Here is an 18811-nt window from a genome sequence, read left to right on the forward strand (position 1 = left end):
GAGATGCGACCAAATTGGCGGAGCAGGCGGCGCGGAACCCGCGTTGCCGAATATCGGTCATGGCGCCCTAGATGATTCAGGCCAGCGGCTATGTGTTGCGCGTCCGGCCCGAGCGCGCCGAGACTTTGCTCAACCACGCGGCTCCAGGCCAATCGGTCGGCGAGCCGGTGCCGAGGTTTGCGCTCAGCGCACGTGCGCCGCTTCTCATTCTCGTATCGTTTTCGCCGGACGCAATTACCCACATTGCTGATGGTCGCAAGGGAGTGGCGTCCGGGACCCAGATGGTACGATTGAACCTCGTTGATCTGCAGGAACTGGCTGCGCCAGTTCCGATCGCCCGTTTAACCGAGGCTCTTTCGCCACGCGCACGAGCGCCGGTCGAGCGCAGGTTGGCACAGGGCGGCCTACTGGCGCCCGCAAGTTTCCAAGCAGTGATCGATGCGCTCCGGCAGCTTGCGCCCGACATCGCCGATCGGATGACGCGCTTCTCCAATCAGCGCGCTCGCGCATTGGCACAGCTATCCGATCGGACCAGAGACGCACTGGCCCAGCAGAAAGAGAGCGTAGGACTCGCTCTGAAGATTGCCGGCTTCGATACCAGGATACTGCAAGCTTGGGCGCCGCCGACCGACGCACAACCAAGCTCCTTTCTCGATGGTTTGCCGGGCGCACGAGTTCGTGAAGATGCCATGGTCGCACACGACCTTGGCATCCTCCCAGGTTTCGACGCTGTTCGCGACTATCCTTTTGCCGCCAAGTTGTTCGAGCGCGATGGAACCCGCCTGACGGTGATCCTCGCAAACAAGCTGCCGTTGGAGCAACAGTTCGGCACAGACCTGATTTATTTCAACGACACATATCAGGCCTTCGTGATGGTCCAGTACAAAGCGATGGAACGCGTCGGGACCGCGAAAGCGGAATTCCGTCTTCCCAATGCGCAGCTCGACCTCGAAATTGGCAGGATGGATGCAACGGCGCAAACGCTTGCTGCCATCCCGGACGACGAGAGCCGCGATGGCTTTCGTCTCCACACAGGCCCATTCTTTCTGAAGCTTTGCGCGCGCCATATCTTCAATCCCGATGATGGCGGTCTGTTTCCGGGCATGTACATCCCGCTCGATTATTGGCGCAGGCTCGTGGTGGATCCCGCTACCGTCGGCCCAAAGGGTGGCCGGGTCGTGACATTCGAAAATGTTGGACGAAAGTTGACTGAAAGCGAGTTCATTCCTTTAGTAGCTGGTGGCTGGGTTGGAACGCATACGCCGCAAAGCCAAATTCTAACCCAGGTCGTTCGTGACATCATCGAGAGCGGCAAGGCGGTGACGCTCGCCGTCAGGAGCGGTAGAGACGCTTCGAGCAGGCGGCGACGCTAGGCCAGAACCTCGTATGATCGGTGGTCCAGGCGGTTTGATCGGTCGCAATTCCTCTATCTCAATACCGTTCCGGCCCTTCTCGGCCCCGTCCCAACTGCCAGTTGACTCCATCGGCGCGCATGATTCCACCGACCTGGTTCCCGAGCTGCCGGTCGAGCACCGGTCGCCAAGGCACCAGCGTGAACTCTCGGCTCTTCTCGACCAGCGCAAAGCGCCCGCTCGCGAGGTCGATCCTACGCACCAGCTTGCCCTCGACCGCGTCGCCATTCCGCACCTCAACAAACGGCTTTTGCAACTCGTCCGAGAGCTGACCCGCAACCCGAAGTAATTCCCGACGCCGCAGCGCCACCAAGGTCCCTGCGCGCAGGCGCACGCGATCCCCCTCCCCATCAGCCAGTTCCTGATCAAGCAGCCATTGCCGGCGCGCAGAGAGCGCGCTGCGCACGTCGCGGCCGAACCCGGCGTCGCGAACCGGTAGCGGCGCATCGCTTGCAAGTTCCCGGTCGAGCCAGGTCGCCGCGTCGGCATCGTGCAGTTGTTCAAGTGGGGTCGCAGACAGCGTTTCAACCTCGACGGGCTGGTCGCGGTGGCGGCGTGCTTCGTAGGCGGTAGCGCGATCGATGTGATCGGCGGCGATCGCCCAGCTACCATCCGCTTCGCGCTCTACACCCGCACCGGCACGGCGCATCGCCTCGAGCCGGCGGACATGCGCCTCAGTAAAGTCTTCGGTTGCCGATGGATCATGTTGCAGGTGCAGATCGATCGAATATCGCCCGCCATTGGCAGCGGCCACCTCGGCCACGACGTGATCGGCGTCGCGGATCACAAGCCCACGTGCGCTCACGCGCACGATCGTTCCTTCGGGGAGCGGCGCGAGCGCATCGCCTCGACCGATATCGACATAATGGGCATGGCCATCGACCCCGTCGACGAGCAGGTAGTGACGGTCGCGATGCTCGTCGGCGAGGCCGCGCACGATGATCCGGCCGACGATGGGTTCGGCTTCGGGATCGCCGGCGTCGAACCGGCTGCGGCCGATCCAGGGGCGCTCCAGTTTTCGCGCCGTCAGTTCGCGTTGCATCGTGCGGATGATGTCGCCGCGCTCGCCGAGCGTGCGCAGCGTATCCTCCAGGCCATCGGCCAGTTGCCAGCGCCATCCGCCGATCGCATCAGCAAGCCCGAGGCTGGCGAGCTTCTGCAATCGTCCAGCGCGGAGCGACTGCTGAAACGGGTCGTGGTCGGCCGACGTGACGACGCGGTCGTCGCCCATCGACCGGATCAGCCGTCGATCGATCGCCGTCAGCCGCTCCTCACCGATATCGTGCCGCAACCGCGCCTCGATTTCCTGGGTGGTGCGCGGCCCCAGATCCAGCGTCACGAGTTCGGCGGCGCGTTCACGAATGCCGTGCGCGATATATTCGCGCGCGATTATCAGATTCTTGCCGCGATCATCGACGCCGCGCAGCATGATGTGGGAATGCGGGTGGGCGGTGTTGAAATGGTCGACCGCGACCCAGTCGAGCTTTGTCCCGAGATCGGCTTCCATCTGAGTCATCAACCGGCGGATGAAAGGCTTGAGATCGGGGTATTCCGATCCGTCCTCGGCCGAGACAATAAAACGGAACTGGTGACGGTCACCGTTGCACCGCTCGAGGAACACCTTTCCGTTGACCGCGTCGTGCTCGCCAGAATAGAGTTGGCCGGGTTCGCCTTCGCGAGTCACACCGTCGCGCTGGATGTAACGCAGGTGCGCACGCGCCGCGGACAACCCCTTCCCGCCCAGTCGGGCCAGTCGCGTTTTGACCATGACGCGGCGTGTCCGGAAAGCCGCCAGCCGGTCGCGGCTCGACAGCATTCGACCGATGCTCGCGCCGCGGCCGATGCGACTGCCATCGAAACGCCGATTGCGAATGGCGCCCTTCTCCGCCGAACGGACCGCAGCCGCGATCACTGTTGCAACGTAGCGTCGGGCGCGTTTGCCACCGCCTCGGCTGCGCATCTTGCCGAGGCGAGGTTCGAAATTGTCATCTTCGCTCACGACCGAGCCTCGTGCCCGAGGGTCTCGTAAATCGAGGCCGAAAACGGCGAATTCCCGCCATTTTCGTCGCGCCTGTCTCGCAGCGCCCGAGCCTTGTCTCGCGAAAAAACGATGTGCAGACAATCAAATAGCAATGCCCGCGAGGCATTGCCTTTCTCTTGCATTCCCTTCCTCTCTTCCCAGTCCTCCCCCTGGCTCAAAAAGGAAGCCAGGACGCGACGCCTGTCCGACGTCGCATCCCGGCCTGAACGGACGCGATAATCACGCATCCGCGAATGCCCGGAGTGCATCCCTGCGCCGCCCGAAGCTGCGCTTGCCCATAATCCCATGGGCATTCCCATCCCCATCGACGATCATCACCGCAACGAACCAGCGCCCCTCGAGCCGCCCTATAATTCGCACGCGATCGAGCTCGAATTCCTCGCCCTCGCCGCCTGCATAGCTGCCGATCCAACGCTCCTGGACCCGCGCATCCCAGTGGAAATCAACCTCCTCGGCCTCCAGAAAACGATGCGCCAGCGCTGCGCCTGCATCGCGTCCGAACTCGAGTTCGAGCCCCGCGATCAGTGCTGAAACCACGCGTTCCGATGCGACCGAGACGGGTTGAAAATAGGCCATGACAAATTCCTTCGCTGTCGTCCTCCCGATTGAGAACAACAGTCGAAAGACGGGCGGCGGAGCGGCTGTCAGGGCCGCCGGAGCGCAAGCGGAGGCGCCGCGAAGCGGACGTGGGGGGAACCGATTTGCGCAGCAAATTGGGGGGTACCCGCGGGCCTTGATAGCCGTTTCGCCGGCCGTCATGCTCGGACTATCGAGACGAGCCCCTCCCCCGCCCGCCGTCATTCCCGGACCTTTCGGATCGCAAATATGGCCGCCGCCAGTTGCTGCGGCGCGCTTGCGACCGGCTCCTGCAGCTCGCCTCTCACTACGAATAATGTCGGCACAGCAGTCGAAGGCGCGTTCGCTCGTGGCGTCGTCGCCGCGCTGGCCCCGACCGCGCTGAGGTAGGCGGTTGTCTCTTGTGGAAGAGACATGGTGCCCGCAAGCCATGCCGTATAGCGACCCGGCCCGGCATTGTAGGCCGCGAAGCAGCCGGGATAGCCGAAGCGGTCGTACATCAGGCGTAGGTAGAAGGTTCCTGCCAGGATGTTGTCACGCGGGGCGTCGGGATCGGGGCCGAGCCTGAGGTTGGCACGCATCTCGGCCCAGGTACCAGGCATCAGCTGCATCAGTCCGATCGCACCCTTGGGGCTGCGGATCGGGCGCCCATCCGACAAGGGTCGGCCGCGGCTTTCTGCTCGCATCACGCGCTCGATCCAAGCGACAGGAATACCGAAGCGAGCGGATGCTTCCGCGATATAGGGGCGCCAGCGTGCGACTTCGTCGGCGCGCGCTGGCATGGCCATGGCGAGCAGCGCGGCAGCGACGGCGATACGGATCAGCGCCGCCACAGGAGCACCGCCCGGCCAATCACGTCCCCGTCTTCGCTGATCCCGAAATAGCGCCCGTCGAACGATTCCGGCGCATCCGTCAGCAAAAACAACTGTCGACCGCGCAGGCGGATGCAGCCGTCCCACCAAGGCAGGATCCGGCCATGCGGATCTGTCGGCCGACGCGTGACGACGAGCTTACGATCGACGAATACAATCCGACCGCGAGCACAGGCCTCCTGCCCGGCCGCAGCTGCAACGCGCTTCACCAGTGGCACGTTTACGGGAATATAGCGCCGCTCCGCGGCGAGCCCCCGCCACGGCTCGGGAACGCGGGCGACGACCATGTCGCCCACTCTCGCCGTGGCTCCCGGGATCACGCGATAGAGCCCGACCGGCACGCTCGCACTGGCATTCCAGACAAGACGAGGGGCTGGTGAACAGAGAACCGGCACGCCGAGCGCGGCGATGGCGAGCGCCATCCCCATCACAATGCGACGGGTCGTGCGGCGATGGCGGGCGAGGCGCATCGCCTCTCCCCAGGCGAGCAGCGGCGCGTCGCCGGTAGAAGTCCGGCGCGTGCTCATCGCCCAATCTCCCGAGCGCTTTGCTCGCGACTCCAGCCCTCGAGATCGTCGATATGATATTGGACGAAGCGGCAATGCCGGCGAAAGATCGGCCCCTCGCCGCGCACGCGTAGCCGTTTCAGCAGCCGGCTCGAAATCTTGAGATAGGCCGCGGCTTGGTCGGTGTTGAGGAAGGGCGAACCGCGTTTCGCGCGCTGCGCGCGTTCGATGTCGTCGGGATTGTCCATGGCGGACGGCTCTCCGCGAGGGCCGGCCCCATGCCGCCCCGTCGCGGCACCTCATTTGTCGCAGCCGACACCCCTGTGGCAGGGTCGAAAAACGCCGAAGGCAAATTCGACCCTCCTTGAGCGGAGCGGGTGACGGCGGATCAATCCGTTGCGCGGAAAAGCCTTTCAGCTGCAGCGAGCGCATGGTCCGGCACCGGCGAAGGCTTGCCGCTCTTCTGGATGGCAATCAGCATTGCTGCAGCCGCCCTAGCTATCCTCTTCAACTGCTGCGCGCGGAAATCGCGCGGATCGGGATCCTCGAAATCTATGTCGTCAAGGCTCGCAGCGAAGACCCGAATCCAAGGGAATTCGCCCTTTTCAAGCAGCTCCGAAAATGCCGCGAACCCGATGATCCGGAATTTCCGGGGCGAATCTCGATCGCGGTCGATCATCGCGTCGCCGATCGCATCCTGCCACTCGCGGTAGATCAGAGCCTCGCGATAAACGAGGCTCGCGGCAGCCTCATCGAGCGTCGCCTCCACAACATTATTGTCGGGCGGTGGGACACCCAGCTCGGCCGCAAGGAAGTCGGCAAGGGCGCGAACCGCGCGGAATTTCCGATCTCTGTCCAGCGTGGCTGCGTCACGCAAACTGGTACCTTCGTCGCCGAACAGCGCATGCGCCCGAACCTCGAAGCGCATACCAAGCCGGTCAAGTATCATGTCATCCTTTCCGTCGGTATCGAGCGACCAGATGCGGCACAGCTGCTGGACGCGATCTCGTTCAACGGACGGCCCGTCGGCCAGCGCATCCCGAAAAGCCCTGATCTGCTTCGCAATCGGCGGCGTGTAACCAGGGTTGTGCGCCGCGAGCGCACTCAGCTCGATATCCATTCCGCGCGTCCAGCCGATGAGGCTAGCAACGCGGTAGAGCGTGCTCATCCGCTTATATTCGTTGAAGTCCCGCGGAAGCGTGGCCGTCCTCAGAAAGGCATGGCGGTGATCGACGAAGATCTCCTTGTTGCGCCACACCAGCTTCTCGCACGCCTCGGCGAGCGGGCTCAAATACCGGCGAAAAATCTCCGCGTCAGACTCTTTGCGGGCGCGGCGCGTCTTCAGCCATTCGAAGAACCCATCCTTCAGCAGCATGACAAAAAGCGCGCTGCCAGCACCGATCACGGCGGAAAGCGAGGTCGCGTTCCAGAGCGGTGAGGCTATCGCGGTCGCGGCACCGTTGGCAATGGGCGTCGCGATATTCTGCGGCACCGCGGCGGCAAGTAATAATCCGATCACAGCATTTCCCCCGTGGCGGCAGGCATCGCCAGATGGACTCCGTTGGTCAACGGCGACATCCGCGACAATGTGCGATTACGGGACGGCAGGGTTATTTTGAACCTTCTCCACCCAATCGCGCCGCAGTCGGTCGGCCGCTCGCGCCGTATCGGCGCAAATCCTCCTCGCTCGCGAGCACGCCAGTCTGCCCCGTTACTGCGCCCCAGGCGGTGCCGATCCGCTTGCGCAGCACTCGCGGAAACCAACGACCGCCCCGGCTATGGAACGACAAAAAAGAATCGACCTTGCCGCCGACTTCAAAGGGAGCCGCAATGGGCGTCTCGACGAGATAGACGCCGTTGATCGAACTGCATCGACCGTCACGCAACGCATCTTTGACCAACCAGAGCAATGATTGCCGATCGGTCCCGGACGGCGGGGTCACCAACAGGAGCAGCCCAAAGGCATTTTCTCGTCCCAGCGCAGCCTTGCTCGCCCTGATCTGGCGATTGGCCTTTACCGCTTCGCGCTGGACCCGCTTGCCGACGATACGCAGCGCCTTAATAGCTATATTCTGCGGCAGGTCGTACAGCCCCACCCTAGTTTGGCCGAAGATAATGGGTGCCCCATCATGTACGTTTTCGGCGAACATCTGCCCGAGCGCATCCCAGATTTTGGGTTCGTTAGCGCGGTCGGTCGCCAGGGTCTTCACCTCGACGATTACGTCGTAGCGGGCGAACAACGCATCTGCCCGCTCGCCGGTATAATCGGCCGGCAGCACCGACTCTAGGTCGACGCCACCGGCGATGCGCAGCACGCGAATCAAGAGCTCATGCTGATCCATCGCCGCCCGTCTTAACGCGACTGGGAAAATGCGCGTGCCGATTTTGGTCGTTACGCCTCGTCCGGCTCAGCGCATGATCGGCTGTTTCGAGCGACATCGCGAAGGGTAATCACATTCTTCCCCATCACGTCTAGATTGGCCTCGATGAACGCTTGGGCCTCCGACCCCGTCGACCCCCAGATGCGGCCGGACGAGGAAGCCAGCGTCGTTCGGTTGACCCGCTCGATAATATCCGCAGCGGCCAATTGCGTGAGGAATTGCTCGGTCTTTTCCGCGCGCGTGCCGAAGAAGATTCGATCGGGCGCGATCGGAAGCTGGACCGTGAAATCGTCGTCCTTGAGGCGGTTCTCAGTGTGGATCGGCATGTCCGACAGCAACAGCTTCGGAGCGTCTGGCTCGAATTCCCGAAACCACCATTTGGTATTCGCGAAGGCCCCCATCACCTCGGGCTGCGCGATCATGCGCGGCAGGAACGCCGTGAGGCTAGCCGCCTCGAGTCCGCCAGGAAAATTCATATCGAGCCATTGCTCGGTCGTCGGCCAACTCGCGGGCAAATCCGCCTTGTCTCGCTCAGCCAGCTGACGCCGGACCATGTCTATCCCCTCGGTGCGCAGGTAAGCGAGGGTCGTGGGTTGCCGAACAAGAAACGCGGCGAGAAAAAAGGTCCAGGCGATATGCTCATCGTCGCTGATTGCTTGGTGCTGCTCGAGCTTTTCGAGAACCTTGGCGGCCTTGTCGTCGATCGGCGCGAACAGCTTCGTCTCGATATGGTCTTCGGATAATCCGAACAAGTGCGCGACGATCGCGTAGAGCCCAGGCTCATAGCCAGTATATCTGGGCGTCAGCTCGCTGCACATGATCCTGCCCTCGCGGACCGCGAAGCTATGCAGCTTGCCGGTCGCATTGGTCCATCGGCGAAGCAGGAACTGGGGAACGTAGTGATGCCTCACGCGGGAAGAAGGCCAGGCGCACCGGTCATGTGGGCGCGAGCCGTCGCTCGGCGATCGTCTTTACCTCGGCCTGGAGCAGCTCGATGCGCTCGACGATCCAGTCGAGTTCCTCGCGGCTGATCTTGTAGTGCGGCGAGTAGCGCGCGTTGACATAGGCCTGCTGGAGCAGCTCGAAGCAGCGCCGCGCGAACTTGGTGTCGCGCGGCCAGACCGGAATAAGGTCACGCGCGATGTCCTCGGCCTGGTCGCGCAGGAAATTGAGCTTGTGCGATTTGGGGCTGTAGAGCGCCAGCACCAGCAAGGTCGTGTGATAAAAATGCTCGGCGGCCTGATGTAGCTGGAACGCGGCATTGTTGTTTCGGCCCTGCGCGATTGCGAACTTCGCGATTTCTAGGAAGCCGTTGGCACTTTCAAACCATTGGTCGAAGTGCATCTGCGCTTCCGCATGCGCGGCAACCGGATCGAGCGGTTTGGCCGCGTCGAACGGGTGGTTGTCGAGCTGATACAGCGCGATCCCGTCGCGCACGACGTCGACGAAAAAGGGACGACCGCGGGCAAGCTGGTCGTTCACATCCTTCAGGCTGTGGACGATGAAATTGACCGGTGCCGAGATGCGCTTGGCGATCGTTACCTCTCGCATCAGATGATCGGCCGCCTTCGACCAATAATCGAGCGTGTCAGTCAGCCGCTCGTCACTGACGACAATGAGGATGTCGTAGTCCGAGAAATAGCCGCCGACCGGATCGGCAACCCAATCGCCGCGCGCGTACGAGCCGTAGAGGATCACCTTCAGGATCCGGCCCTGCTTCTTCCACTTTTGGGTGGAGAGGCTGACCGCGTCCTCGAATTCGGCGAACAGAATCTCGACGATCCGGTCGAGGTCGCGACGCTTGCGATCCGGCAGGTGGGAGAGATCGGTTTTCATCTGGCGGGAATCCTAGCGGGCTTGTGGCCGAGAACAAAGCCTTGGTGAAGGAAGTGGACCCCGCGCCCGGCGGCGCGGGGTCCGGACAGTCAATCCACCGGGTTCCAGATGATGGCGAAGGTGTCATCATCGTCCTGGCCGGCGGCGCGACCGAGATTGGCGTAAAGCCGGCGCGGTCCGAACTCGGGTGCCGCAAGGCTCAGCGACACATAGTCCTTGCCGGACGTTTCGCTGCGGCGGAGCCAGCCGGCGCCGACCTCGGCGGCGCCCGAGGTGACACGGTAGTCGGGCTGGTTGTCGCCGGACTTGCCGGTGTTGGGCACGATCAGGATCTCGGCCCGGATCGAGAGCGTTTTGAGTTCACCCTTGAAGGCGTTTCCGTCGCGGGTGACATAACCGATGGCGGCCATGATACTTCTCCTTAAAGCTCGCCCCGCGGAATGCCGGGCGATGGGCAGACCGCACGGGACGGGCACAGCGGAGCGACGAACCCGAAGGGCCGCAGCAAGGCGGAGGACCGGAGCGGCGGGTTTATTTGAGAGCGAAGCGGTCGCGAGGAGGCCCATTGGGCCGGGGAAATAAGCAGCGCAGGCGATGGTTTCGGGCGAACCGCGACCGTCCCAGGTCATAGCCCCAAGGAGCCGGCACGTCTGCCGGGCAACCGGGAGAAGCAGGTTGCTGGCTGGCCGGTTATGTCGCCGATTTCGGCGATGCGCCTTCCAAGCGCAAACCGATCTATCCGCGCCTGGATAAACGATCGCGACCAACATGATGCGAGTCCTTAGCTGCCACCGGCCGTCAAGTGACGAGGCCGATGCCCCCGTCCACGTCGAGGCGCTGCCCGGTGACAAACCGGTTCTGCATCAGGAACAGATAGGCGCCGGCGACCTCTTCGATGGTTGCCAGCCGCGCAAGCGGAATACGGCCGCGAAACGTCTCGGCATAGTCGTCGAGATCGGCATCCGGCACATCCCGCCACATCGGCGTGCGCGTAAAGGTCGGCGCGACCGCATTCACGCGAAAGTCAGGCGCAAGCTCGACCGCGAGGCCACGAACCATGTCGTCGATCGCGCGACTGCCGACAAAAGCACCGGCCGCGAAATCGGGGCGGCCGCCCGTTGATGAGGTGAAGCACAGGCTGCCGCCGGATCGCATATGCGGTGCCGCAAGCTTGGCGATAGCCACATTGGCGAAGAATTTGGACTCGATGACGCGCCGCAAATCAGCGATCGTCGACTGGATAAAGCCGCCATTGGCGGCATCGCCAACCATCGAGACGAGATGGTCGATCGGGTCGGCCCGTTCGAAGAAGCGGACGATATCGGCTTCGCGATGGGCGTCCGCCTCCTCGATCGCGACCTTAATTCCGGATGGATGAGACGTGACGAGCGCGGCCGCGGCGCGTTCCAGCCGCTCGCGGTTCCGGCCGACCAGGACCAGGTCGGCGCCGAGCGCCCCGGCGAGCCGGGCGACCATATTGCCGATGCCCGAAGCGCCACCAATGATGACGACGCGCTGACCGGCGAGGGACTGGCCGGTCTGGGACTGGCCGGTCGGAGATTGGCCGGCTGGAGACTGGTTTGTCATGGGGTCGACTCCTGCTTCGGCTGGGGCGGCCAGACGATCGAGCCCATATCGTCGTGAAGAGTGATGGCGCGTTCCGGACAGGACCGGGCGCCGCGCAGGGCCTCGGGCGCCAGCTGGGCATCGACATCGGGCCGGATCACCACCGCCTGTCCCTCGATCTCGTCGGTCGAGAAGATCGCCGGTGCAAACACCTGGCAGCGGGCATGGCCGGTACAGACAGCGAGATCGACGCTCACTTTCATGCCGCGTAGGCCCAGGATAGCGGCAGGCTCTGCAGGCCCATGGTGACACCGCCGATCGACCGGATCTCAGCACCCGGCCGCAGGCTGAAGGATGGAATGCGCCGCAGCCATTCCTCGATCGCGATCCGCATTTCGGCACGGGCGAGATTGGAGCCGATGCAGCGATGGATACCCGCACCGAAACTGAGGTGCAGATTGTGCTCCCGCTCAAGGTCGGCCCGTTCGGGATCGGGAAATTTCCCGCCATCCCGATTGGCCGCCGCCGCCAGCAGGAGAACCGGATCCCCTGCCCGCATCTCGACATTGCGAAAAATGAGGTCGTGACGCGCGCGCCGGCTGTTGTTGGTGATGGTGTTGAGGCGCAGCATCTCCTCGACCGCGCCCGGGATGGCATCGGGGTCCGTCGAAAGTCGCTGCTGCGCCTCGGGATGGGTCGCAAGATAGCGCCAGGCATGGGCAAGCGAGTTGAGCACGGTGTCGAGGCCGGCCAGAAAGAGAAAGAAGCTGATATTGATGATTTCCGCGCGGGTCAGCATGGGGGTTCCGTCCGGTTCGGTCGCCTGGACCATGATGCTCGCCCAATCCTCGCCGGGCGCATGATATTTCTCATCGACGAAGCGGCCGACAAACTCGGTTATCTTCGCGCCTGCCGCCACCTGCTGCTCGGCTGTGCCGACAAGGCTGTCCGAGGCCCAGCCGACAAACTCCTCAAGGCGGTCGGTCGGCATGCCCATGAAGCGCAGGAACACGGTCGGCGGAAAACGATGCGCGAAATCGCGCACAAAGTCGCCGCCGCCGAGCGGCACCAGCGGGTCGATCAGGTCGATCGCCGTCTCACGGACAATCTCCTCAAGGCGGTTCGTGGCCGCCGGCGTGAACAGGGGCCCCAGCACGCGGCGATATTTCTTATGGTCGGGCGGATCGATCTGGATCGGGATCATCCGCTCGGTCTGTGCCTGGATTTCGGGAATGACGATCGGGTAGCTGGTGAAGCCCTGATGGTCGCGGAAGATGGCGAACACGTCCTCATAGCGGCGCACCACCCAATGGCCGCCGAGCAGCGGCGAATAGAAGATGTCGGGATATCCGTTCCGATCGAGCGCCATCAGCGCCTGATACGGGTCGGCGACATCGTGCGTCGCCTGGATATAGTCGAAGTCGAAGACCAGATCCGCCGGGACATGATCGGGCACCACGCGCTGGGTCATTGTCCATCTCCTTCGTGCCGCCCGGGCCGGGCGCGCCCTTGCGGGCCCCGCGGGGTTCGTGCGGTGCGCGCCGGACGCTCACACCTCAAAAGTCGAAGCTGACCTCCACGCCATACGTGCGCGGCGCCCCGAGCGCGCCAAGCGCCATGCCGAAAAAGGCCTGCGAGGCCTCGCCGAAGAAACCGGTGTTCACCGCATTGGCGAGATAGGTCTTATTGGTCGCGTTCTTCACAAAACCGTGGACCGCGATGTTATGATCGCCGATCTTGTCGATCCCGGCGCTCAGGTTGAGCAGGCCATGGCCGGGGTCCGAGACGCTCGGCCGCGGGCTGAAGCCGAAGAACTGGCGGCCGGTATAGGCATAATCGGCCTGGAGGAAGCCGCGGCCGATCGAGCCGAGCGGCTGGCTGACCCGCGCACCGAGCGCATATTGCCATTTGGGCGTGTTGGACACGGCCTGTCCGCTGACATCGATGCCCGTCGTGCGGCGGGTAAAGACGTCATATTTGGGGTCGGTATGCGCAACCGAGGCGGTGAGCGACAGCCAGTCGCTGTAATTTACCCCGGCCTCGACCTCGAAGCCCCAAGTATGCGCCCGCTTGGCCGATTCGATGACCGTCGTCGCGACAAAGGCCGGCGTGATATCCGAGAAGGATATCTGGCGGTTGTTGAAGATCGAATAATAGACAGCGGAGTTCAGATAGCCACGCAGGTCCGGCGTCGCGCTCCAGCTGAGCTTGGCACCGGCCTCGAAGTCGTAAATCACTTCGGGCTTGAGCGGCGCCTGGGTCGCCGCTTCCACCGCGCGCTCATTGAGCACGCCGCTGCGGAAACCGCGCTTGGTCGTCGCGTAGAGCAGCAGCCGGTCGTTGGCCTGATAGGTCAAGCCGAGCTGATAGGCATATTGGGTGAACCCGGCCTTGGCGAACGACCGGCAGCCGCCCGTCGCGAGATCGAGATTGATCGCCGGATCGAGCTGGCAGCCGACGATATTGGGCGGCGTCAGCGTCGTGTGGCGGTTTTCCATCCGGCGGTTGTCGCGACCGACCCGAATCCCGGCGGTAGCGCTCAGCTTGCTGGTGAATTTATAGTCCGCCTGTACGAAGGCGGAATAGGTTTCATTGCGGATGTCGGAATCAAGCGTCGCCTGCGAAAGCCCGAGTTGCTCGAACACGACCAGGTCATTGCCCGTCTCGCGCATGTAATAGGCCCCGGCGATCCAGTCGAGCGATCCGCCAAGCGAGGTGCCGTTGAACCGCAGTTCCGCTGAATCCTGCTTCTCGCGCATGTCGACATGATCAAGGCCGAGCAGCGAGAACGGGCTCGCGTCCTGGTCATAGGCGGAGAGGCTGATCAAGTGGCGGTGCGCCGCGATGATCTTGCCGCTCGTCTCGCCGATCTTGAAATCCAGGGTCGCCGCGACCTGGTTGGTGCGCAGTTTCTCAAAGGCGCCGGCGGTTGAGTTGATCCGGCGCGGATCGGTCTGCCTGGCCAACACATCCGCCAGGCTGGTGAAGCCGCTCACGCTGCCGCCGGCCGCGGCGGCCTGCCCGATCGAGATCGAGTTGGCGATGCCGGTCGCCGGGTTGGTGTCCACCTCGGTCAGGAAATAGGCGACCCCGCCCTGATCGGCATGCGCACCGTTATAGGCAAGCGTCAGCCGGGTTGAGTCCGAGATCCGGAACAGCGCTTGCAGGCGATAGGCCTCGTTATGCTCATTTTCGAATTGATGGCCCGTCAGGATGCCACGGGCGAAACCGTCGCGGCGGTTGATCGAGCCGCCGGCGCGAATGGCAATATTGTCGCCGAGCGGCAGGTTGACCCCGCCCTGATAGAGCCGCGCGTCATAATTGCCGATCATGACCTTGCCGAATCCACCCACGACGCCGAGCTCGGGCTGCCGGGTGGTCACCAGGACCGCGCCGCCGGTCGTGTTGCGGCCAAAGAGCGTGCCCTGCGGTCCCTTGAGCGTCTGCACTGACTGGATGTCGAACAGGCCCGGGAAAATGCCGTTCTGCCGAGCGATATAGACGTCATCGACATAGAAGCCGACGCTCGGGTCAAGCGACATTTCGGAGGTTTCGGGCTGCGATTGCGACCGGATCGCCGCGGTTCCGCCCAGGGTCGAGCCAAGCGCCGACGCCATGGAGAGGCCCGGCGTCACATTGGCCAGCTCCTGCACATTGGTGATGCCGCGGCTTTCGAGCTGAGCGCCGGAAAAAGCGGTCACCGCAACGGGGCTCTTCTGGAGATTCTCTTCGCGGCGGCGCGCCGTGACGATGATATCGCCATCGCCGGACGCTGCGGCGTCCCGGGGTGTGCCGGCCTCGTCCGAGGGTGGCTGCGCTACGCTCTGAGCAAAGGCCGGCGTTGCCGCCAGCGCCATCATGGCCGTGCCGGCGCACAGCAGCCCCGACAGTGCAGATCGCTTGATCATATCCCCTCCTTGGTGGCCGCGGGTTTTCCCGCGCGCTCCTGAATTCGGCGAGAGTTAGACACGGAATCGGACCAGGGTCAACAAAAATGAGTAGTGGCTCAATGTTCATTTATGCTAAGGCCAGCAGCATCGGCGACAGCATACGAGACAGAAATGTGCGCGCCGGTGGCAACGATAGAGGATGGGAGAGGTGCAAATGACAAAGGCCCGGATGACCGATTCGCCGGCCGAGGCCGTGACGCCTGCGGCCTATGCGGCCCGAGTGCAGACGATGGCGACGCGCCTGCCCGAATGGATCGACCGGGCCGAGGAGGATCGGCAGCTTCCGCCGGAATTCTTCGCCGCCTGCACGCAGGCCGGACTGTTCAAGGTGTTCCAGCCCCGGCGCTGGGGCGGGTTCGAGCTTCCGCCGCTTTCCTTCTTCGATGCCATCTATGAACTGTCGCGGGTCTATCCCTCGGCAGGCTGGGTCTATGGCGTCATCGGGCCGCACAGCTGGGAAGTCGCGGCGCTGTCCCACCAGGCCCAGGCTGATGTCTGGGGCGAGGACCCCGACGCGGTGATATCCTCATCCTTTGCGCCGATGGGCAAGGTCATACCGGTCGATGGCGGCTATCGCCTGGACGGCACCTGGAAATATTCGAGCGGATCCACGGGATGTTCCTGGGTGCTTGTCGGCGGCGCCGTCACCCGTCCGGGGGGCCCGCCCGACATCCGCAACTTCCTCCTGCCGTTGAGCGACTATGCGATCGTCGACACCTGGCAGACCATGGGACTGAAGGGGACCGGCAGCAACGACATCGTGATCCGCGACGCCTTTGTGCCCGATTATCGATCGAACAGCCTGGAGGACCTTTATTACGGCAACAATCCGGGGCGGCGGGAAAATGACGGCCCGCTCTACAAATTGCCGTTCATGGCGCTCTTCGCGCCGCTGCTGGCCTATGCCGCGATGGGTGCGGCGATCGGCGCGCATACGCTGCTCACGCGCTATATCGCGGACGGCGCGGGCACGCTCAACAAGGGATATGATCTGGCCGAGGAAGGCCATACCCATCTCCGCCTCGCCCGGGCCGTTTCGGACATCGAGGCATCGCGCGCGCTGCTCGATGCGCTGATCGGCCGGATGTATGCTCATGCGCTTGCGGATGAAGAGATTCCGCTCCTGCTGCGCAAGCGGATCCGGTTCGAGGCGTCGCATGCGGTCGAGCGCGCCTATGTCGCGGTGATGGATATCTTCCGGGCGGCCGGAACGAGCGTCATCGCCGCGGGCCATCCGATCCAGCGCCATGTCCTCGACGTGATGACCGCCCGTACGCATATCGCAAACAACCTCGATCGGATCGCGACCTTCTATGGCCGCGAACTGCTCGGCATCGCCGGCCCGCCCAAGGGACCGGGCGACTTCACCACCTGACCCAGGGTCGATGATCGAAGACCGGGTCGCACACCCTCGGTCAGCCGGCGGATCAGCCTGGCGGATCATCCTGAGCGCCAAGCCTGCCGGCATGACGACCGCGATACGCCATCAATTCCAACACCACATAAAACCGCAAGGAGAGAGCAATGAAGAATCTGACGGGCAAGACGGTCCTGATCACCGGTGGCGCCTCCGGCCTCGGCAAGGCCATGGTCGAGCGGTTCGCCGAGGAGGGGTCGAACGTCGTCATCGCGGATCTCAGCGAGGAAGCCGGGACGACGATCGCGGCCGCTGCGGGCGGCGCTTTTGTGAAGACCAACGTGACGGACCCTGCCTCGGTCGAGGCCGCCGTCGCCTTTGCCGTCGAGCGCTTCGGTCGCCTGGATGTCATGGTCAACAATGCCGGCATCGAGTCGCTGCAGGCGCCGATGCATGAATGCACGATCGACAATTGGCTGAAGGTGATCGACGTCAATCTGAGCGGCGTATTCTATGGTATGAAATACGCGATCGCCCAGTTCGTCCGGCAAGGCGGCGGCGGCAATGTCGTCAATACGTCATCAGTGGCCGGGCTGGTCGGCTTCCAGAACATTCCCCCGTACAGCGCCTCCAAGGCGGCGGTCTCCAATCTCACGCGCGAAGGCGCGATCGAATATGGCCCCATGAATATCCGGGTGAACGCCGTCGCGCCAACCGCGGTCATGACTGAGCTCAACCAGCGGATCGTTGACACCTCTGACGATCCCGCCGCCATGCTCCACTATATCCAGACGCTCAATCCCCTGGCGGGGATGCCGGTGCCCGAGGACGTGGCGGCCGCCGTCGCGTTCCTCGCCAGCGACGATGCCCGCTTCATCAGTGGGGCGATCCTCCCTGTCGATGGCGGCTATACTGCGCGATAGGGCATGGGGTGCGATTTCCGCCGCGGGCAACTCAATCCAGTTCGTCGTGGTTGCCCGCCAGGAAGAGATGCCAGCGGATGCGCATCGGCAAACAGGCCCTTGCGAATCTGTTCTACTTTTGTTCCAATAGACGGCATGACACAGCTCGATTCGGATACCCTTGCCACCATAACCCGCGCGATCGAGGACGCGCCCGTTGCTTATCATCAGGGCCTCACCGCCTCGACCCTGCGCGAACGGCTGCACGCCGTGGACGCGCTTGCCGGCTGGATCGGCGCGCGGCTGGCCCCATCGCCTGTGCATCACGACCGGCAATTGACGCTCCCGATCGACACCGGCCTGGCCTGACCCCGCCCGGCAGCGCGACGGCCGGCACGGCTCCACGACCTGTCCTGCCTCACGTCGCCGACGTCGGTGACGCCGCGCGCGCGCCGGCGCGACACGCCCCGGGCGGGACATGCGCGGCGATGCTCGACGAATCAAATATTGACGGGCATGGTGCCGATCAAATTTCTGAGTGATCGTTCACTCATCAATATCGCCACGGGCAGGAAATGCCCGGCACGCCAAGGAGTGGAAGAATGTCGATCATGCTGGCCGGTCGTCCCGTCTTGTCCGATGCCCCCGCAGGCCGCGCGGCGCAGCGTCGCCAGCATATTCTTGCCACGTCGCGGCGATTGTTCATCAAGAACGGATTTCACGGCACCGGCGTGGCGCAGATCGCCGCCGCCTCCGGCATCAGGGTCGGCCAGCTCTATCGCGATTTCTCCGCCAAGGAGGACATCATCGCCGCGATCGCCTTGCGCGATCTTTCGCAGTTCCTCGACGAAGCCAGCCTGGACTGGGCGATCATGGCCGGAAACAGAGAAGCGATCCGCCGATGGATTCTGGCGTTTGTGACCTATGACCATGATATTGACGGGTATCGCCTGATCCCGGAAATCATGGCCGAATCGTCGCGCAATCCCCGGATCGCCGAGTTTCAGGAGGAAATCACCACGCGCGTCAGGCGCGCGCTGACCGCCGCGCTCACGGCACTCGCCCCGGGCAATGGCCGCAAGACGGCCCGCGCCGACCTGGCCGACCTGATCCTGACGCTGAGCTGCGGGCTATGCCAGGTCATCGTCGCCGAAGCGCAGCAAGGGCATGATCATCAGCGGCTGTGCGCCCGGCTGCAAGCGATCGTCATCGGCGAGCTCGACCTGATCTGCCACAGCTAGGGTCGCTGCGTCGCACAGCCGTTTTTCGAAAAAAGCCGCAACCGCAAGCGACCCGCGGGGTGCCGCCCCCCACCCCCACTGCCCCACCGCCCCTCCTTCTTGCCGATTGGAACGATCGGAATCGCCGCGCCAAGCGGCTGCCGCGCGCCCGCGCCCTGTCTGGGGCGCGGG

The 18811-nt window shown here is 63.7% G+C and carries 19 protein-coding genes; 5 read left to right on the forward strand and 14 right to left on the reverse strand.

Annotation, left to right across the window (positions count from 1 at the left end; translation table 11 throughout):
- Window positions 1–71: 71 nt before the first annotated feature.
- Window positions 72–1373: a hypothetical protein gene (locus ACRECS_RS23380; RefSeq protein ID WP_431585367.1), complete on the forward strand. Its 1302-nt coding sequence runs from the start codon at window positions 72–74 to the stop codon at window positions 1371–1373.
- 58 nt (window positions 1374–1431) lie between these two features.
- Here ACRECS_RS23380 and rlxS read toward each other — a convergent pair whose 3' ends face one another.
- The 14 genes from rlxS to ACRECS_RS23450 all read right to left on the reverse strand — a co-directional run bounded on the left by rlxS (window position 1432) and on the right by ACRECS_RS23450 (window position 15098).
- Window positions 1432–3372, reverse strand: coding sequence for a relaxase/mobilization nuclease RlxS (gene rlxS, locus ACRECS_RS23385; RefSeq protein WP_431585385.1), 1941 nt, complete (start codon window positions 3370–3372; stop codon window positions 1432–1434).
- A 300-nt stretch (window positions 3373–3672) separates the two neighbouring features.
- A complete protein-coding gene (locus ACRECS_RS23390) occupies window positions 3673–4029 on the reverse strand; it encodes a hypothetical protein (RefSeq protein WP_431585368.1) in 357 nt (118 codons plus the stop codon).
- Window positions 4030–4250: 221 nt separating this feature from the next.
- On the reverse strand, window positions 4251–4862 hold the full coding sequence (locus tag ACRECS_RS23395; RefSeq protein WP_431585369.1) for a lytic transglycosylase domain-containing protein: 612 nt from the start codon (window positions 4860–4862) through the stop codon (window positions 4251–4253).
- Window positions 4850–5428 (reverse strand): S26 family signal peptidase, encoded by a 579-nt coding sequence (locus ACRECS_RS23400; RefSeq protein WP_431585370.1) that lies wholly within the window; start codon window positions 5426–5428, stop codon window positions 4850–4852. The genes ACRECS_RS23395 and ACRECS_RS23400 overlap by 13 nt, the downstream gene beginning before the upstream one ends.
- On the reverse strand, window positions 5425–5655 hold the full coding sequence (locus ACRECS_RS23405; RefSeq protein ID WP_431585371.1) for a DNA-binding protein: 231 nt from the start codon (window positions 5653–5655) through the stop codon (window positions 5425–5427). Before ACRECS_RS23405 ends, ACRECS_RS23400 begins: the two co-directional genes overlap by 4 nt.
- 140 nt (window positions 5656–5795) lie before the next feature.
- Window positions 5796–6926: a hypothetical protein gene (locus ACRECS_RS23410; RefSeq protein WP_431585372.1), complete on the reverse strand. Its 1131-nt coding sequence runs from the start codon at window positions 6924–6926 to the stop codon at window positions 5796–5798.
- A 91-nt stretch (window positions 6927–7017) separates the two neighbouring features.
- Window positions 7018–7749 (reverse strand): hypothetical protein, encoded by a 732-nt coding sequence (locus tag ACRECS_RS23415; RefSeq protein ID WP_431585373.1) that lies wholly within the window; start codon window positions 7747–7749, stop codon window positions 7018–7020.
- Window positions 7750–7799: 50 nt separating this feature from the next.
- Window positions 7800–8699: a DUF4238 domain-containing protein gene (locus ACRECS_RS23420; RefSeq protein ID WP_431585374.1), complete on the reverse strand. Its 900-nt coding sequence runs from the start codon at window positions 8697–8699 to the stop codon at window positions 7800–7802.
- Window positions 8700–8724: 25 nt separating this feature from the next.
- Window positions 8725–9624, reverse strand: a complete 900-nt coding sequence (locus ACRECS_RS23425; RefSeq protein WP_431585375.1) for a HEPN domain-containing protein — start codon at window positions 9622–9624, stop codon at window positions 8725–8727.
- A gap of 89 nt (window positions 9625–9713) precedes the next feature.
- The gene (locus ACRECS_RS23430; RefSeq protein WP_431585376.1) at window positions 9714–10034 is read right to left on the reverse strand and encodes a DUF736 domain-containing protein; all 321 of its coding nucleotides are present in this window, start codon (window positions 10032–10034) and stop codon (window positions 9714–9716) included.
- 388 nt (window positions 10035–10422) lie between these two features.
- Window positions 10423–11211, reverse strand: a complete 789-nt coding sequence (locus ACRECS_RS23435) for an SDR family NAD(P)-dependent oxidoreductase (protein WP_431585377.1) — start codon at window positions 11209–11211, stop codon at window positions 10423–10425.
- A complete protein-coding gene (locus tag ACRECS_RS23440) occupies window positions 11208–11453 on the reverse strand; it encodes a ferredoxin (protein ID WP_431585378.1) in 246 nt (81 codons plus the stop codon). Before ACRECS_RS23440 ends, ACRECS_RS23435 begins: the two co-directional genes overlap by 4 nt.
- Window positions 11450–12661, reverse strand: a complete 1212-nt coding sequence (locus ACRECS_RS23445; protein WP_431585379.1) for a cytochrome P450 — start codon at window positions 12659–12661, stop codon at window positions 11450–11452. Before ACRECS_RS23445 ends, ACRECS_RS23440 begins: the two co-directional genes overlap by 4 nt.
- Window positions 12662–12746: 85 nt before the next feature.
- Window positions 12747–15098 (reverse strand): TonB-dependent receptor, encoded by a 2352-nt coding sequence (locus ACRECS_RS23450; protein ID WP_431585380.1) that lies wholly within the window; start codon window positions 15096–15098, stop codon window positions 12747–12749.
- A 196-nt stretch (window positions 15099–15294) separates the two neighbouring features.
- Between ACRECS_RS23450 and ACRECS_RS23455 the strand changes: the two genes are divergently transcribed.
- The 4 genes from ACRECS_RS23455 to ACRECS_RS23470 all read left to right on the forward strand — a co-directional run bounded on the left by ACRECS_RS23455 (window position 15295) and on the right by ACRECS_RS23470 (window position 18640).
- Window positions 15295–16515, forward strand: a complete 1221-nt coding sequence (locus ACRECS_RS23455; protein ID WP_431585381.1) for an acyl-CoA dehydrogenase family protein — start codon at window positions 15295–15297, stop codon at window positions 16513–16515.
- 149 nt (window positions 16516–16664) lie between these two features.
- Window positions 16665–17420 (forward strand): SDR family NAD(P)-dependent oxidoreductase, encoded by a 756-nt coding sequence (locus ACRECS_RS23460; protein ID WP_431585382.1) that lies wholly within the window; start codon window positions 16665–16667, stop codon window positions 17418–17420.
- Between the two features lie 135 nt (window positions 17421–17555).
- Window positions 17556–17768, forward strand: a complete 213-nt coding sequence (locus ACRECS_RS23465; protein WP_431585383.1) for a DUF6771 family protein — start codon at window positions 17556–17558, stop codon at window positions 17766–17768.
- Window positions 17769–18001: 233 nt separating this feature from the next.
- Complete coding sequence (locus ACRECS_RS23470; protein ID WP_431585384.1) at window positions 18002–18640, forward strand: TetR/AcrR family transcriptional regulator; 639 nt, start codon at window positions 18002–18004, stop codon at window positions 18638–18640.
- Window positions 18641–18811: the final 171 nt, after the last annotated feature.

Origin of the sequence: Sphingomonas sp. (assembly GCF_050725575.1) — a bacterium.
Taxonomy (GTDB): Bacteria; Pseudomonadota; Alphaproteobacteria; order Sphingomonadales; family Sphingomonadaceae; genus Sphingomonas.

Coding starts and splice junctions, on each gene's coding strand:
- ACRECS_RS23425 (WP_431585375.1), bottom strand. CDS start 9,624: ATGAAAACCGATCTCTCCCACCTGCCGGATCGCAAGCGTCGCGACCTC.
- ACRECS_RS23440 (WP_431585378.1), bottom strand. CDS start 11,453: ATGAAAGTGAGCGTCGATCTCGCTGTCTGTACCGGCCATGCCCGCTGC.
- ACRECS_RS23430 (WP_431585376.1), bottom strand. CDS start 10,034: ATGGCCGCCATCGGTTATGTCACCCGCGACGGAAACGCCTTCAAGGGT.
- ACRECS_RS23455 (WP_431585381.1), top strand. CDS start 15,295: ATGACAAAGGCCCGGATGACCGATTCGCCGGCCGAGGCCGTGACGCCT.
- ACRECS_RS23415 (WP_431585373.1), bottom strand. CDS start 7,749: ATGGATCAGCATGAGCTCTTGATTCGCGTGCTGCGCATCGCCGGTGGC.
- ACRECS_RS23460 (WP_431585382.1), top strand. CDS start 16,665: ATGAAGAATCTGACGGGCAAGACGGTCCTGATCACCGGTGGCGCCTCC.
- ACRECS_RS23465 (WP_431585383.1), top strand. CDS start 17,556: ATGACACAGCTCGATTCGGATACCCTTGCCACCATAACCCGCGCGATC.
- ACRECS_RS23445 (WP_431585379.1), bottom strand. CDS start 12,661: ATGACCCAGCGCGTGGTGCCCGATCATGTCCCGGCGGATCTGGTCTTC.
- ACRECS_RS23390 (WP_431585368.1), bottom strand. CDS start 4,029: ATGGCCTATTTTCAACCCGTCTCGGTCGCATCGGAACGCGTGGTTTCA.
- ACRECS_RS23405 (WP_431585371.1), bottom strand. CDS start 5,655: ATGGACAATCCCGACGACATCGAACGCGCGCAGCGCGCGAAACGCGGT.
- ACRECS_RS23380 (WP_431585367.1), top strand. CDS start 72: ATGATTCAGGCCAGCGGCTATGTGTTGCGCGTCCGGCCCGAGCGCGCC.
- ACRECS_RS23400 (WP_431585370.1), bottom strand. CDS start 5,428: ATGAGCACGCGCCGGACTTCTACCGGCGACGCGCCGCTGCTCGCCTGG.
- ACRECS_RS23435 (WP_431585377.1), bottom strand. CDS start 11,211: ATGACAAACCAGTCTCCAGCCGGCCAATCTCCGACCGGCCAGTCCCAG.
- ACRECS_RS23450 (WP_431585380.1), bottom strand. CDS start 15,098: ATGATCAAGCGATCTGCACTGTCGGGGCTGCTGTGCGCCGGCACGGCC.
- ACRECS_RS23470 (WP_431585384.1), top strand. CDS start 18,002: ATGTCGATCATGCTGGCCGGTCGTCCCGTCTTGTCCGATGCCCCCGCA.
- rlxS (WP_431585385.1), bottom strand. CDS start 3,372: ATGCGCAGCCGAGGCGGTGGCAAACGCGCCCGACGCTACGTTGCAACA.